This is a genomic window from Nocardiopsis dassonvillei (genome assembly GCF_964273065.1).
GTDB lineage: Bacteria > Actinomycetota > Actinomycetes > Streptosporangiales > Streptosporangiaceae > Nocardiopsis > Nocardiopsis dassonvillei_B.
In genome coordinates this window covers 3,395,107-3,409,100 of the sequence record NZ_OZ186815.1, presented here as the reverse complement: position 1 = coordinate 3,409,100, position 13,994 = coordinate 3,395,107, and the positions used below count along the sequence as shown (strand labels likewise).

The window sequence follows — 13,994 nt, the reverse complement described above, 5'->3', positions numbered from 1 at the left end:
CCCACTGGTTTCCCGACCCGATCTCTGTCACGGCATGATTGCCGAGATCGTACCCATTGTGCGGGGCCAAAGAAGATCGTTTTCCATATCAACGCCGAAAGCCCGGGTGGGAGACGGGCTCCCACCCCGGCTTGAACTGCGCTTTCGACCCGCTACGAGACGACGACGCGCTCCACGTCGGCACCTAGCGCGGCGAGTCGCGTCGCGAACTGAGCGTGACCGCGGTCCACCAGATAACCAGGCGCCACGATTGTCTCACCTTCGGCGACCAGTCCGGCGAGCACCAGTGCCGCACCGGTGCGCAGGTCGTGGGCGATCACCTCGGTGCCGCGCAGGTGGGTCGAACCGTGCACGATGGCGCGGGTCCCCTCCACCTCGATCTTGGCACCCATCTTGTTGAGCTCGTCGGCCAGCGCGAAGCGGCCGTCGTAGATCGCCTCGTGGATGTAGCTCTCACCCTCGGCCAGGGTGGACAGGGCCATGAGCGGCGACTGCAGGTCGGTGGCGAAACCCGGGAACGGCGAGGTCACCGCGTTGATCGGGCGCAGCGGCACGGAGGGGTCGCGGGTCACGTGCAGGACCGCGCCCTCCTGCGAGAACTCCACGCCCATCTGCTCCAGCTTCCACCGGGCCACGCCCAGGTGGTCCAGGTTGGCGCCGACCAGGCTGACCTCGCCGCCGGTGGCGGCGACGGTCATCGCGAACACGCCGGCGTCGATGCGGTCCGACATGATCGTGTGCTCGACCGCGGTGAGTTCCTCGACACCCTCGACCGTGATGAGACCGGTACCGCCGCCGCGGATCTTGGCGCCCATGGCGGTGAGGAACTCGATGACGTCGAGGACCTCGGGCTCCAGCGCGGCGTGCTCGATCACCGTCGTGCCGGGGGCCAGGACCGCGGCCATGAGCAGGTTCTCGGTGCCGGTGTGGGACGGCGTGTCCAGGTACAGGCGGCCGCCGCGGAGGTTGGAGGCCTCCACGTTGATGTGGTTGCGCTCGGGGTCCTCGGTGACCTCGGCGCCCAGGCGCGCGAAGCCCCGGTAGTGGAAGTCCAGGTTGCGGCTGCCCAGGTTGCATCCGCCGACGCCCTCGATCCGGGCGCGCCCGGTGCGGTGCATCAGGGCCGGGACGAAGAGCACCGAGCCGCGGAAGCGCGCTGCGATCTCGGCGGGGAGAACGGCCCGCTCGGGGTCGTTGAGCCCGGAGGCGTCGATGACCACGGTCCGCTCGGCCTCATGGAACTCGACCTTGGCGCCGATGTGCTCGGCGAGTTCGAGGGAGCGGTAGACATCCTCGATGACGGGGACGTTGCGCAGCACCGTACGACCCTTGGCCGCGAGAAGAGCGGCTCCGATCATCGGCAGGACGGCGTTCTTCGCGCCCTGGATGAACGCCGTACCGCTGAGGGGGCGTCCGCCGCGGACGCGGTAACGAACCTCCTGGCCCATGCTCATGTGCTCCTTTGTGAGGCAGATGTGAAAAAAGGTCACCCTCGTCGGGTTTCGCCTATGTGCGTTTTAGACGCGGGTTTCCCCTGGAACGTTCGACGAACTTGTGTGACCTGCACGGCCAGCGAGCCGGTGTGTTCGCGACGACTCTATAGCACCCTCCGGCCCAGACCGGTCCAGAACGTGGTATACCCCCAGATCGGGCGGGGAGTCCGCGAAACGGCCAAAGAGGTATTCGCCCAACGGGAAAGACCAGGGTAGGTGTGGGGATGCCGCGTACATGGCCGGACACCTGACGGGTGCCGTACGCGACCTCCCCACCATACGCGTTCCCGGAGGCCATTCCGAGACCAGCGTGCCCGGAATCACTCCTTGGGGCGCGTCACAGCTTGGGTTCGGATCCGGTCAACCGTCGGAAGATCTCCGCGTAGCGGTCCAGCGTGTGCTCGACCACGGCCTCCGGAAGCTCCGGCGGCGGCGTGTCCGCGGCCCGGTCCCAGCCCGACGCGGCCGAGGTCAGCCAGTCGCGGACCACCTGCTTGTCGAAGGACGGCTGCGGCCCGCCCGGTTCCCACTCGTCCGCCGGCCAGTACCGGGACGAGTCCGGGGTGAACACCTCGTCGGCCAGCACCAGCGCGCCGTCGGTGTCCCGGCCGAACTCGAACTTGGTGTCGGCCAGCAGCACCCCGCGCTCGCGCGCCACCTCGCGGCCGCGCGTGTACACCCGCAGGGTGAGGTCGCGCAGCGCCCCGGCGAGTTCGGCGCCGTGCCGGTCCACGACCGTCTCGAACGACACGTTCTCGTCGTGGTCGCCCACCTCGGCCTTGGTGGCCGGGGTGAAGATCGGCTCGGCCAGCTCCGAGCCGTCCACCAGGCCCTCCGGCAGCGGCACCCCGCACACGGTGCCGTCCACCCGGTACTCGGCCAGGCCGGAACCGGTCAGGTAGCCGCGTGCCACGCACTCCACCGGCACCATGTCCAGCCTGCGGCACACCAGTGTCCGCCCGGCCCAGTCGGCCGGCGCGCCCTGCGGCGGCACGTCCGACACCACGTGGCCGGGGACCAGGTCGGCGACCCGGTCGAACCACCACAGGGACAGCTGCGTCAGCAGACGGCCCTTGCCGGGGATCTCGGTGGGCAGCACCCAGTCGTACGCGGAGATCCGGTCGCTGGCCACCATCACCAGGTCGCCGGACCCGGTGGCGTACAGCTCGCGGACCTTGCCGGTGTGCAGGTGGGTCAGGCCCTCGACCCGGACCGGCTCGGGCCGGACGACGAAACCGCTCATCGTGGAAAGGTGTCCTTTGCTTCTACGGCCGACCGCTCGGGCCGGAGGGCACTGCGCTCCGGTGCTCAGCGCTGGATCTCGGCGGCGGCCCGCTCGGCGATGTCGGTCCGGTGGAAGGAGCCGCGCAGCTCGATCCGGGACACCGCCGCGTAGGCGCGCTCGCGCGCCTGCGCCAGGTCGGCGCCGGTCCCCACCACGCTGAGCACCCGGCCGCCCGCCGACACCACGTCGCGGGTCCCGCTCCAGGCGGTCCCGGCGTGCAGCACGTAGGCGCCCTCCACGGCGTTCGCCTCGGCCAGGCCGCCGATGACGTCGCCCTTGACCGGGTCGCCCGGGTAGTTCTCGGCGGACACCACGACGGTGACCGCGGAGCCCTGCCTCCACTGGAGGGAGCCGATGCCCTTCAGCCCGGAGGTGTCGGTGGCCTGGAGGACCGCGCCGATCGGGCTGGCCAGCCGGTCCAGCACCACCTGGGTCTCCGGGTCGCCGAAGCGGGCGTTGAACTCCACCACGCGGGGGCCCCTGGAGGTGAGCGCCAGGCCCACGTACAGCAGGCCCTGGTAGCGGGTGCCGCGACGGTTCATCTCCCGCAGGGTCGGCCGCACGACCGACTCCATGACCTCGTCCACCAGCCCGGCGGGGGCCCACGGCAGCGGCGCGTACGCGCCCATCCCGCCGGTGTTGGGGCCCTGGTCGCCGTCGTAGGCGCGCTTGAAGTCCTGGGCGGGCAGCAGCGGCAGCGCGTGCACACCGTCGCTCAGCACGAACAGGGACACCTCCGGGCCGTCGAGGAACTCCTCGATGACGACCCGGCCGCACTCGCGCGCGTGCCGCTCGGCCAGCGCCCGGTCCTCGGTGACCACCACGCCCTTGCCCGCCGCGAGGCCGTCGTTCTTGACGACGTAGGGGGCGCCGAACTCGTCCAGCGCCTCGGAGACCTGGCCGGCCGAGCGGCAGACCCTGGCCTTGGCGGTGGGCACGCCCGCCGCCTCCATGACCTCCTTGGCGAACGCCTTGGAGCCCTCCAGGCGGGCCGCCTCCTTGTCCGGGCCGAACACCGGGATGCCGCGTTCGCGCAGCGCGTCGGCGACCCCGGCGACCAGCGGCGCCTCCGGGCCCACGACGACCAGCTCCGCGCGGATGCGCGCGGCCAGCTCGGTCACCGCCAGCCCGTCGGTCACGTTGATCACGTGGTTGTCGGCCAGCTCCGAGATGCCCGGGTTGCCCGGGGCACAGTGGATGGCGGTGACACCCGGGTCGAGGGACAGCGCGCGGACGAGGGCGTGCTCGCGGCCTCCGCCGCCGAGGACGAGGGCTTTCACTACTGGGGGCCTCTTCGTGTGGGAGGGCTGACAGCGGACAGGCGGGCGCCGGTCAGACCAGGGAGCGCAGCTCGAGGGTCTGGTCGCGGCCGGGGCCCACGCCGATGGCGGAGATCGGGGCTCCGGCCATCTCCTCCAGAGTACGCACGTACACCTGGGCGTTCTTGGGGAGTTCTTCGAATTCCCGGGCTCCGGTGATGTCCTCCGACCAGCCTTCGAGGTACTCGTAGACCGGCGTGGCGTGGTGGAAGTCGGTCTGGGTCATCGGGATCTCGTCGTGGCGGACCCCGTCGACCTCGTAGGCGACGCAGACCGGGATGCGGTCCAGGCCGGTGAGCACGTCGAGCTTGGTCAGGAAGAAGTCGGTGATGCCGTTGACACGGGTGGCGTACCGGGCGATCGGCGCGTCGAACCAGCCGCAGCGGCGGTCGCGGCCGGTGGTGACCCCGTACTCGTGCCCCTGGGTGCGCAGCCAGGCGCCCTGCTCGTCGAGCAGCTCCGTCGGGAAGGGGCCGGAGCCGACCCGGGTGGTGTAGGCCTTGAGGATGCCGACGACCTTGGTGATGCGGGTGGGGCCGATGCCCGAGCCGGCCGCCGCGCCGCCCGCCGTGGGCGAGGAGGACGTGACGAACGGGTAGGTGCCGTGGTCGATGTCCAGCAGGGTGCCCTGGGAGCCCTCCAGGTAGACGGTCCGGCCGTCGTCCAGGGCCTTGTTGAGGATCAGCGAGGTGTCGGCCACGAAGGGGCGGATCTTCTCGGCGTAGCCGAGGTACTCCTCGATGATCGGCTCGGCCTCCAGGGCGCGCCGGTTGTACACCTTGGTGAGGAGCTGGTTCTTGTCGTTGAGGGCCAGCTCGATCTTCTTGCGCAGGATCTTGGCGTCGAACATGTCCTGCACGCGCACGCCCTGGCGGGACACCTTGTCGGCGTAGGTCGGGCCGATGCCGCGCCCGGTGGTGCCGATCTTGCCCTTGCCCAGGAAGCGCTCGCTGACCCGGTCCAGCGCCCGGTGGTAGGGCATGATCAGGTGCGCGTTGGCCGAGATGAGCAGGCGGGAGGTGTCCACGCCGCGGGCGTCGAGCCCGTCCAGCTCCTCGAAGAGGACGCCCGGGTCGATGACGACGCCGTTGGCGATGACCGGGACCACGTTGGGCGAGAGGATGCCCGACGGGAGCAGGTGGAGGGCGTATTTCTGGTCGCCGATGACCACCGTGTGCCCGGCGTTGTTGCCGCCCTGGTAGCGGACCACGTAGTCCACGCGCTCGCCCACCAGGTCGGTCGCCTTGCCCTTGCCCTCGTCGCCCCACTGGGCACCCACGAGCGTGATCGCCGGCATTGGTCTCTACCTCTTCGCTCGACACCTGACCGGGGCGTTCCCGACCCCGAACATGGATGAACCCCTGGCGCAAGGCAGCGACAGGGGCCGTTGCGTATTGAGGGTACACGACCCGTCCGTCCCGGTTAAGTGCCGCCCACGAGGGGGTTTCCTCACGTCGAACCGGGTGGGGCGGGCGGCGGGCCGGTTTTCGGGCCCCCTCCGCTACGCGGGGTGCGGCAGGTTCAGGAGGGAGGTGGGGCTCTCGTCGGCGTGGCCCCGGGCGACCCCGGCGCGGTGCCGGGGCCGCTCCCGCTCCCGTCCCTCCGCCGCCCGTCGCGGGCCGGGGAGGGCGCCCCGCGGCGGGGCGCCCGAACGGCTCAGCCGTTGAGGACCTTGTCGGCCTCGGCGCTGGAGTCGCGCAGGAAGGTGGCGCAGCGCTCGGCCTCGGGGGCCTCGCCGATCTGCTCGGCGGCCTTGCCCAGCGCGTGCAGCGCGCGCAGGAAGCCCTGGTTGGGCTCGTGCTCCCAGGGGATGGGCCCGTGCCCCTTCCACCCGGAGCGGCGCAGCTGGTCCAGCCCCCGGTGGTAGCCGGTGCGGGCGTAGGCGTACGCGGCGACCGGCTCGCCCGCGGACAGCGCGTTCTCGGCCAGGCGGGCCCAGGCCGCCGAGTACTCGGGGAACCGCCCGGCGACCGGGGCGGGGTCGTCCGCCGAGGCCAGCGCCTCGCGGGCCTCGGGGTGGTCGGCCAGTCGGGTCTCGGGCGGCTCGTTGAGCAGGTTCTGGTGCAGGTTCATGCCCCCATCCTGCCACCGCCGCCGGGCCGGGGGCCGGTCGTCCACAGGCCGCGTCCGGGCCGGGCGTGCGGGCGGTCCCGGCCGGGCGGCCCCCCGTTCCGCGGACCCGCCCGGCGGCCGGCGCCCCCGGGGAGCGCGGAAGGCATGGTCAGGCGGGTCCCGGGTCCCCGGGCCGGGCGCGGGGCCGTGCGGTGCCCGCGGCACGGCGGCGGCCGGGCGGCCCTCCCGGGCGTCCCCGCCGTGTCCGCCCGCTCCCCGGCGCCCGGCGCGGCGGCGCCCCGCCGGGGGCGGACCGGGCGGGCCCGCCGCGTGCCCGCCCCCGGGAACGCGGGACGCCCGGCGGCCGGACCGGCCACCGGGCGCCGCTGCGCGCCGGACGCGACGACTACTTCATCTTGTTGCCCGCGGACTTGAGCTGCCGGGCGGCCTCCGCCACGCGGGCGGCCATGCCGGCCTCGCCGGCCTTGCCGTAGGAGCGCGGGTCGTAGGCCTTCTTGCTGCCGATCTCGCCGTCGATCTTCAGCACACCGTCGTAGTTCTTCATGATGTGGTCCACGATCGGGCGGGTGAACGCGTACTGCGTGTCGGTGTCGATGTTCATCTTCACCACGCCGTACTCGATGGCCTCATGGATCTCCTCCAGGGTGGAGCCGGAGCCGCCGTGGAAGACGAAGTCGAACGCCTTGGCCCGGTTGTACTTCTCGGCCACGGCCTCCTGGGCCTTCTTCAGGACCTCCGGGCGGAGCTTCACGAAGCCGGGCTTGTAGGAGCCGTGCACGTTGCCGAAGGTCAGGGCGGTCATGTAGTAGCCCTTCTCCCCGAGGCCGAGGACCTCGGCGGTGCGCAGGGCGTCCTCCGGGGTGGTGTACAGCTTCTCGTTGATCTCGCCGACGATGCCGTCCTCCTCGCCGCCGACGACGCCGACCTCGATCTCCAGGATGGTGCGGGCCTCCTTGGAGGCGGCCAGCAGCTCCTCGGCGATCCGGAGGTTCTCCTCGAGCTCGACGGCCGAGCCGTCCCACATGTGGGACTGGAACAGCGGCTCCTGGCCCTTGGCCACGCGCTGCTTGGAGATCTCCAGCAGCGGGCGGACGAACCCGTCCAGCTTGTTCTCGGGGCAGTGGTCGGTGTGCAGGGCCACGTTGACCGGGTACTTGTCCGCGACCACGCGGGCGTACTCGGCGAACGCCACCGAGCCGGTGACCATGTCCTTGATCGTGGCGCCGGACAGGAACTCGGCTCCGCCGGTGGAGATCTGGACGATCCCGTCGCTTTCGGCCTCGGCGAAGCCCCGCAGCGCGGCGTGCAGGGTCTGGCTGGAGGTCACGTTGATGGCCGGGTAGGCGAAGCCCTGGGACTTCGCGCGGCTCAGCATCTCGGTGTAGACCTCGGGGCTGGCGATGGGCATGGCTTGACTCTCCCTGGAATCGGACCTGGAGCGAGCGGCCGCCGGTCGCGCCGACGGCACCCCACGTGCGTTGCCGGTGGACGGGCCGGGCGGCGGGGGAGCCCGCGGCTCGGGTCGCACGTCCGGACGTGTCCACCAGGTGTCACCCAAGTATCCCGAACACGCGGAGCCGATGGAAAGGTCTAGACCAAATTCGATGGAGCCCGAAGGCCCGGCAGTGCCTGTGCTGCGGGCGTTCGGCGCGGTCCGCTACCCCATTCGGTGACCTTGTGAACTTTCGTGTGTATATGACCGAATTGTGGGAGGCAGGTATGTTCCGTGCGATCGCTGTCGCTTTTTGCCGTGATACACGCTACATTCAACGCCGTGGGAAGGCATAGGAATGATCCTCGCGGCGTTGGCCAGGTAGTGGCCATCGTCGGCGCAGTCGTGCTCCTGGTCACGATGCTGGCGCTGGGCGGGTTCTTCTTGTACCGCTCGCTCCCCGGCAACTCCGGTTCCAGCGTGAGCGCGAACGCCTCCGGGGCCGCAGCCGAGGACGAGACCCCCAAGGGCGCGTTCTACGTGCGCGTCATCGGCGAGTCCAGCCGCGTGTTCGTGCGCATCCCCGGCGGTGACGTCCTGCACGACCAGGAGGTCCGCCAGGGCAGCTCGCTCACCTACGCCGAGATCCCCGAAGACGGCATCGAGGTCACCATCGGCGACCCGTCCGCCGTCGAGCTCTTCATCAACGGCGACGAGCGCGACATCGCCGACCGCGGCCCCGACTACAGCTTCACCGTCGAGGGCTGACCGGCCCCTCCCGGCCGCCCGCGGCGGCGGGACGGACCGCCCCGCCGCACCGCTCCGGACGCCCTAGATGTCCAGGTCGGACACCTGGTACACGGCCCGGTACTCCAGGCCCTCCTTCTCCACGCGCTCACGCGCCCCGCGGTCCAGGACCAGCGCGACCGCGACCACCTCGGCGCCGGCCTCGCGCAGCGCCTCCACCGCGGTCAGCACCGAACCGCCGGTGGTGGAGGTGTCCTCCAGCGCCAGCACCCGGCGGCCCCGCACGTCCGGGCCCTCGATGCGCTTCTGGAGACCGTGCGCCTTGCCCGCCTTGCGCACCACGAAGGCGTCCAGCCTGCGGCCCCGCGCGTGCGCGGCGTGCAGCATCGCGGCGGCGACCGGGTCGGCGCCCAGCGTCAGCCCGCCCACCGCGTCGAACTCCAGGTCCGCCACGTTGTCCAGCATGACCGACCCGACCAGCGGGGCGGCCTCCCCGTCCAGGGTCACGCGGCGCAGGTCCACGTAGTAGTCGGCCTCCTGCCCGGAGGACAGGATCACCTTCCCGCGCACGACCGCCTTATCGTTGATCAGACGCAGGAGTTCATCACGTTCGCTCATGATCCATGAGCGTAGAACACCGGGCGACACCGCACGTCACCGCGGCGCCCGGACGAGAGGGACCGCCATGCCGAACACCCCGGGGACCGTCCGGGTCGAGATCACCGTGGACACCCGCGAGGGCGCCGACAGCCTGGCCGGATCCGCGGTCGGGCACCGGCTCGCCGCCTGCGCCCAGGTCGGCGGCCCGGTCACCAGCCACTACCGCTGGGAGGGCGAGGTGCACCGCGACCAGGAGTGGACGGTGGTGTTCAAGACCACCGACGACCGCCTGGACGACCTCACCGCGCACATCGTCCGCGAGCACCCCTACGACGTCCCCGAGGTGGTGGCGGTGCCCGTCGTCGGCGGCAACCCCTCCTACCTGGCCTGGGTCCGCGACGAGACCCGCGGCGCCCCGGAGCCGGACGGCGGGGAACAGGGCGCCGCCGGGTGATCGCCGTCCTGCTGCCCCCCGCCCTGGGACGCCCCACCCGCCTGCCGGACCTCGGCGACGCCCTGCCCGCCGCCGGGCTGTCCCCGGTGCGGGTCGCCGTGGCCGGTGACGAGCTGCCGCCGCACGCGGCCCGCTACGTGGCCGCCGCCAGCCTGGAGATCCGCCGCCTGGTCCCCGCGGACGCCCCCACCGCCCTGGTCGTGGAGGGGGACGCGGGCCCGCTGGCGGGCGCGCTGGGCGCCGCCCAGCGCGCCGCGCACCGGCCGGTGTTCGGGTACGTGCTGGTGGACGCCCTGCTGCCGCAGCCCGGTACCGCAACCCGGACCGACCTGGAACGGGCCCAGAACCCGCCGGGCGCCCCGCTCCCGCTCCCGCCGGCGGGGGAGCCGGAGGGGTACCGCACCGAGACACTGCCGCCGTCCGGGGACTGGCCGGACGCCCCGTGCGGCTACCTGCTCACCGACCCGGCCCGCGCGCACGCCGCACGGCTGGCCCGGATGCGCGGCTGGCAGGTGCGCGAGTGCGCGCCCCGGGAGGCCTCGGCGGCTCTGGCCGGGCTGCTCCTGGACCTGCGCGGTACTGCCTGACGCGCGCCCGCCCCGGCCGGCGCGTGTCGGCCGGGGCGGGGACCGGGGCCGCGGCCCCGGCGGACCTGTGCCCGGGCCCGGACGGTACGGCCCGGCCGGCGGCCCCGCGGCCGGTGCGCGTCGTCCGGCCGTGTGCCGGAGAGGGCTTCCGCGGCCCCGGCCGGGCTGGTGCGGGCCTGCGCGGTACGGACCGCCGGATCCCGTCCCCGGCCGGCGCGCGTCGGCCGGGCGGGCGCCGGGGGAGGCTTCCGGACGCCGCTCCGGGACCCCACCGGCGGTCCCCGCCCGGAGCGGACTCGTCCACAGGTGGGGAAACGGGATGACGCGGCGTTCCGGCTCCGGGACCATCGGAACATGATCACCGACCGTTTCCCGGTCCTGGGCCTGCGCGTGCGCACCCCGCGGCTGGAGCTGCGCCCGCCCGCCCTCGACGACCTGTCCGACCTCGCCGACGTCGCCGCCGAGGGCGTGCACGACCCGGCCGAGATGCCGTTCATCCACCCGTGGACGGACCAGTCCCCGGCCCGGCGCGCCCTGTCGGTGATCCAGCACAACCTCGGCCTCTACTCCCGCTGGACGCCGGAGAACTGGCACCTGCCGCTCGTGGTCGTCCACGAGGGGGAGGTCGTGGGCCTCCAGGACATGATGGCCAGGGACTTCGCGATCACCCGGCGGGTCTCCAGCGGGTCGTGGCTGGGGCTCGCGTACCAGGGGCGGGGCATCGGCACCGAGATGCGCGCGGCCATGCTGCACCTGGCGTTCGAGGGGCTGGGCGCCCGGGAGGCGGCCTCCGGGGTCGTCGAGGGCAACGCCCGCTCCGAGCGGGTGTCCCGCAGGCTCGGCTACCGCGACGACGGCACCGGGCTGTACGTGATCCGGGGGAGGGCGACCCGTGAGCTGCGGTTCCTGTTGACCCGCGAGGACTGGAAGGCGCACCGCCCCGGTGTTCCCGTCGAGGTCTCCGGGCTGGAGCCGTGCCTGCCGTTCTTCGGGCTGGGCGAGTTTCCGGAATGACGCACCGGGGCGGGGCCGTCACGTGTCGGGTACGGTTCTGACTCGACGGAACCACCGCTGTCGCCGCAGGGCGGTATCCGGTGACGAGTCGGAAGGAACCCCCCGTTGTACGACCACCGGCCCCTCGCCGACCCGGCGCTGACCCCCGTGCTGCCGCCGGGGCTGCGGTTCCCGTACGCGATCGGCAGACCCGGACCGAACGAGCCCACCGGGCCCCGGCCCCGGGCCGAGCACGACGGCCCCGCCCTGCGGCCCGCCCGGCGGACGCCCCCGGCCGGCGGACCCGGCACCGAACGGTCCGGGGCCCGGTGGGCGCCCCCGCGCGGGGCGCAGGGCGACCGGCCGGTCCCCGTCCGCGGCGGCCCGTCGCGGACCCGGGCGGTGGACGCGGTGGCCGCCGCCTTCCTGGCGGGGGAGCCCCGCCCGGAGGCCGGGCCCCGGGGACCCCGGCGCGCCTGGTTCGACCTCCCCGACGCGCACCGCTCCTGACCCGCGACTCCCGCGGCCCCGGGCGCTCCCGGCGGCCCGCGCCTGGCGTCCGGCGTCCGGCGTCCGGCGCCGGGAGCCCGCCCCGGACCGCCCGCGCCTGCGGAGGTGGAGACGGAACCGGCCACCGGCGGGCCCGTCCCCGTGCCGCGCCGCCTGTGCCCGCCCGCGGGGCCGGGCCACGGGCCTGTGCCCGGGGCGCCGGGGCCACCGGCCATGCGGTGCCGCGTCCCGACCGGGCGTGTCCTCGCCGGGCCCGGGGCGCTTCCGCGCGGGGGCGGGGTCGTTCCGGAGCGCTACGCGGCCGGATCGGCCCCCTGGGAACGGGCCTGCTCGCTCCGGGAGGCGCGCAGCATCCCGGCCAGGCCTACGAGGAGGCCGGCCAGCATGCCCAGACCCGTGACCACACCGCTGACGAACGGGGCCCACTCCGCGGCTCCCAGTCCCACCAGGACCAGTCCGGCCGTGCCCGTCGCGGAGCTGTAGAGGGCGACCGCGAGGATCTGCCGCATCCGCCAGTACCAGGCCAGCGGCAGGAAGTGCAGACCCACGACCAGGGCGATCCAGGCGACGTTGGCCTGCCAGGGCGCTTCGAGGAGGCGCAGGACCTGGATGCCGCCGAAGATCAGCACGGCCTCCACCAGCACGACGGTCCCGTAGAAGGGGCCGAACCGGAACGCGGGCTCGGGGCCGCCTCCCCCCACCGGCGGGGCCGGGCGGCGGGCCAGCACCCAGCAGAGCACGACCACCGCCGCCAGCGCCGCCACGGCCAGGGCGCGCAGCACCAGTCCGACGGCGGGCGGCAGCGGCGGACCGGCGTTGGCGAGCACGAACGCCAGACCGAAGCCGGCACCGATGAGAAAACCCACGAATCGACCCATGGAGCGAACCTAGTGCCCGTACGGCCGCCGGTGGGCCTTGTGTCCGGACCAGGACGGGCCCCGCCGGTTCAGCCGACCCGGATGACCACCGACCGCGCGAACCTGTCGTGCAGGCAGCGGCCGAGCTCCTTGTCGCGCAGCGACCAGAGCGCGTTCGTCAGCGACCAGGGCAGCAGCCAGTTCACGGGGTTGGTGAACCCCGGCGCGAAGCACAGTGCGCGCAGCAGGGCGCGCCCCGCGGTCAGCCTCCCGCCGCCTTCGGCGCGGACCACCCACAGGCCCAGGACCATCTTGCCCACCGAGCGGCCCCACACGGAGACCTGGAACCACTCCCACAGGATCGGGAACACCGCGAACGAGAAGACCGCCCCGATCTGGAAGACCTGCTCGGAGGGCGTCCCCGCGATGTCCCCGCGGCCGATGGCGACGGCGGTGAAGGTCGTGGCCAACATCAGCAGGAACCACAGGAGCCCGGTGAGGAGCGTGTCGAAGAACCGGGCGATGAAACGGAGCCCGAGCGAGGCCGATCCCACCGAGGGGTCGGCCGGGTCCCAGTGCTCGTGGTGGCGGAGCCGGGCGGCCGGCGCCGGAGGGCCGTAGCCGGGCGCGGAGTACCCCGGATACCCGGCCGGGGGCACCTGGTGCCCGGTGTGCGGATAGCCCCCTGGCCGCGCGTACGGACCGGGTGGCGGGTACGGCTGCCCGGGTGCGGGCGGCAGCATGGTCGGCGGCCCGTGTACCCCGGGTGCCCCGGACACTGCGGGTCCCCCCGGCGCGGCGGGCCGTGCGGCCACCGCCGCCGCGGGCGCGGCCGGCGCCTTCTGGGCGGGCGCCGCGGCCCCCTCGGGAGGGGACACCGCGTAGGCGGCCGACGGGTACACGGGGTCCCCGGCCGGTGCGGGCGGTGCCGCGGCCGGGTCCACGCCCGGCAGGGCGCGCTCCCCACCCTCGCCGTTCCCCGGGACAGCGGTGTCCGTGTGACCCGCGTACCGCGGCTCGGCCGCCTGTCCCGGTGCGGCCGTGGCCTCGGCCGCCGTCAGCGGAGTGGCCGCCCCCTCCGGTGCGACCGGCCCGACCGGCCCGACCGGCGCGGCCGGCGGGACGATGCCGTCGAGGGCGTCGAGTTCGGCCTCGGTCTCGGGGGCCCTGGGCGTGTCCCCGAGGTGGTCGAGCAGGGTGCCGCGGTACAGGCCGGCCCCGTCGATGTCGATCGTGCCGGTCAGGGACAGCGAGAAGCCGCCGCCGCGCTCGTACATGCGGACCAGCGGCTCGAAGGGGTCGGGCAGGTCCGGCAGGGACACCCCCGCGTCCCGCGCGGCGGCCAGGTGCAGCGCCCAGACACAGGACTTTCCGACCGTCGGGTACTGCTCGACGACCGCCGGGTTCTCCAGCACACCCTGCACGACCTCGTCGGCGGCGCGCACACCCGGCGCCGCGAACTCCGCGATGTCGTAGAACGGCCACCCCTTGGCGCCCAGGGCCCGGGTCCACAGAGCCGCCCGGCGCAGGTACTCGCGCATCAGAGCCACCCGCGACCGGGTGCGGTCCAGGTCCCCGTTCCAGTCGATCGCATGGATGCGGGCGGCCAGGGCGTCGACCCCGGTGGTACCGCTCATCAGGCTT

General features: G+C 73.6%; 14 protein-coding genes. 5 read left to right on the top strand and 9 right to left on the bottom strand.

Translation table 11 applies throughout. The features are described 5' to 3' along the window. Window positions 1–152: 152 nt before the first annotated feature. The 6 genes from murA to fbaA all read right to left on the bottom strand — a co-directional run bounded on the left by murA (window position 153) and on the right by fbaA (window position 7,578). Window positions 153–1,448, bottom strand: a complete 1,296-nt coding sequence (murA, locus tag ACSUPR_RS15085) for a UDP-N-acetylglucosamine 1-carboxyvinyltransferase (RefSeq protein WP_436892021.1) — start codon at window positions 1,446–1,448, stop codon at window positions 153–155. A gap of 382 nt (window positions 1,449–1,830) precedes the next feature. After that, window positions 1,831–2,736: a phosphoribosylaminoimidazolesuccinocarboxamide synthase gene (locus ACSUPR_RS15080; RefSeq protein WP_436885248.1), complete on the bottom strand. Its 906-nt coding sequence runs from the start codon at window positions 2,734–2,736 to the stop codon at window positions 1,831–1,833. A gap of 65 nt (window positions 2,737–2,801) precedes the next feature. Beyond that, entirely contained in the window at window positions 2,802–4,058 is a 1,257-nt protein-coding gene (purD, locus tag ACSUPR_RS15075) for a phosphoribosylamine--glycine ligase (protein ID WP_436885247.1), read from the bottom strand. Between the two features lie 52 nt (window positions 4,059–4,110). After that, window positions 4,111–5,394: an adenylosuccinate synthase gene (locus ACSUPR_RS15070; RefSeq protein WP_436885246.1), complete on the bottom strand. Its 1,284-nt coding sequence runs from the start codon at window positions 5,392–5,394 to the stop codon at window positions 4,111–4,113. Between the two features lie 359 nt (window positions 5,395–5,753). After that, window positions 5,754–6,170, bottom strand: coding sequence for a DUF3151 domain-containing protein (locus ACSUPR_RS15065; RefSeq protein WP_436885245.1), 417 nt, complete (start codon window positions 6,168–6,170; stop codon window positions 5,754–5,756). Window positions 6,171–6,555: 385 nt separating this feature from the next. Further along, window positions 6,556–7,578, bottom strand: coding sequence for a class II fructose-bisphosphate aldolase (fbaA, locus tag ACSUPR_RS15060; RefSeq protein ID WP_436885243.1), 1,023 nt, complete (start codon window positions 7,576–7,578; stop codon window positions 6,556–6,558). Window positions 7,579–7,986: 408 nt separating this feature from the next. On the opposite strand from fbaA, the gene ACSUPR_RS15055 reads away from it, so the two are divergent. After that, a complete protein-coding gene (locus tag ACSUPR_RS15055) occupies window positions 7,987–8,370 on the top strand; it encodes a RodZ domain-containing protein (RefSeq protein ID WP_436885242.1) in 384 nt (127 codons plus the stop codon). Window positions 8,371–8,433: 63 nt separating this feature from the next. Here the strand turns inward: ACSUPR_RS15055 and pyrE are convergent, their stop codons facing one another. Beyond that, window positions 8,434–8,967 carry an orotate phosphoribosyltransferase gene (gene pyrE, locus ACSUPR_RS15050; protein ID WP_436885241.1) on the bottom strand — a complete coding sequence of 178 codons (534 nt, stop codon included), beginning with the start codon at window positions 8,965–8,967 and terminating at the stop codon, window positions 8,434–8,436. 67 nt (window positions 8,968–9,034) lie between these two features. On the opposite strand from pyrE, the gene cutA reads away from it, so the two are divergent. The 4 genes from cutA to ACSUPR_RS15030 all read left to right on the top strand — a co-directional run bounded on the left by cutA (window position 9,035) and on the right by ACSUPR_RS15030 (window position 11,493). Further along, complete coding sequence (gene cutA / locus ACSUPR_RS15045) at window positions 9,035–9,403, top strand: divalent-cation tolerance protein CutA (protein ID WP_436885240.1); 369 nt, start codon at window positions 9,035–9,037, stop codon at window positions 9,401–9,403. After that, window positions 9,400–9,990 (top strand): hypothetical protein, encoded by a 591-nt coding sequence (locus ACSUPR_RS15040; protein ID WP_436885239.1) that lies wholly within the window; start codon window positions 9,400–9,402, stop codon window positions 9,988–9,990. The genes cutA and ACSUPR_RS15040 overlap by 4 nt, the downstream gene beginning before the upstream one ends. A 354-nt stretch (window positions 9,991–10,344) precedes the next feature. After that, the gene (locus ACSUPR_RS15035; RefSeq protein ID WP_436885238.1) at window positions 10,345–11,004 is read left to right on the top strand and encodes a GNAT family N-acetyltransferase; all 660 of its coding nucleotides are present in this window, start codon (window positions 10,345–10,347) and stop codon (window positions 11,002–11,004) included. Between the two features lie 105 nt (window positions 11,005–11,109). Continuing rightward, window positions 11,110–11,493 carry a hypothetical protein gene (locus ACSUPR_RS15030; protein WP_436885237.1) on the top strand — a complete coding sequence of 128 codons (384 nt, stop codon included), beginning with the start codon at window positions 11,110–11,112 and terminating at the stop codon, window positions 11,491–11,493. A 293-nt stretch (window positions 11,494–11,786) separates the two neighbouring features. Here the strand turns inward: ACSUPR_RS15030 and ACSUPR_RS15025 are convergent, their stop codons facing one another. After that, complete coding sequence (locus ACSUPR_RS15025) at window positions 11,787–12,371, bottom strand: hypothetical protein (protein ID WP_436885236.1); 585 nt, start codon at window positions 12,369–12,371, stop codon at window positions 11,787–11,789. 68 nt (window positions 12,372–12,439) lie between these two features. Beyond that, the gene (locus tag ACSUPR_RS15020; protein ID WP_436885235.1) at window positions 12,440–13,987 is read right to left on the bottom strand and encodes an RDD family protein; all 1,548 of its coding nucleotides are present in this window, start codon (window positions 13,985–13,987) and stop codon (window positions 12,440–12,442) included. Window positions 13,988–13,994: the final 7 nt, after the last annotated feature.

What these genes read in the sequence shown, in the direction of transcription:
- cutA (WP_436885240.1), top strand. Translation starts at nt 9,035, where the DNA reads ATGCCGAACACCCCGGGGACCGTCCGGGTCGAGATCACCGTGGACACC.
- ACSUPR_RS15020 (WP_436885235.1), bottom strand. Translation starts at nt 13,987, where the DNA reads ATGAGCGGTACCACCGGGGTCGACGCCCTGGCCGCCCGCATCCATGCG.
- ACSUPR_RS15080 (WP_436885248.1), bottom strand. Translation starts at nt 2,736, where the DNA reads ATGAGCGGTTTCGTCGTCCGGCCCGAGCCGGTCCGGGTCGAGGGCCTG.
- ACSUPR_RS15035 (WP_436885238.1), top strand. Translation starts at nt 10,345, where the DNA reads ATGATCACCGACCGTTTCCCGGTCCTGGGCCTGCGCGTGCGCACCCCG.
- murA (WP_436892021.1), bottom strand. Translation starts at nt 1,448, where the DNA reads ATGGGCCAGGAGGTTCGTTACCGCGTCCGCGGCGGACGCCCCCTCAGC.
- ACSUPR_RS15065 (WP_436885245.1), bottom strand. Translation starts at nt 6,170, where the DNA reads ATGAACCTGCACCAGAACCTGCTCAACGAGCCGCCCGAGACCCGACTG.
- ACSUPR_RS15070 (WP_436885246.1), bottom strand. Translation starts at nt 5,394, where the DNA reads ATGCCGGCGATCACGCTCGTGGGTGCCCAGTGGGGCGACGAGGGCAAG.
- ACSUPR_RS15025 (WP_436885236.1), bottom strand. Translation starts at nt 12,371, where the DNA reads ATGGGTCGATTCGTGGGTTTTCTCATCGGTGCCGGCTTCGGTCTGGCG.
- fbaA (WP_436885243.1), bottom strand. Translation starts at nt 7,578, where the DNA reads ATGCCCATCGCCAGCCCCGAGGTCTACACCGAGATGCTGAGCCGCGCG.
- pyrE (WP_436885241.1), bottom strand. Translation starts at nt 8,967, where the DNA reads ATGAGCGAACGTGATGAACTCCTGCGTCTGATCAACGATAAGGCGGTC.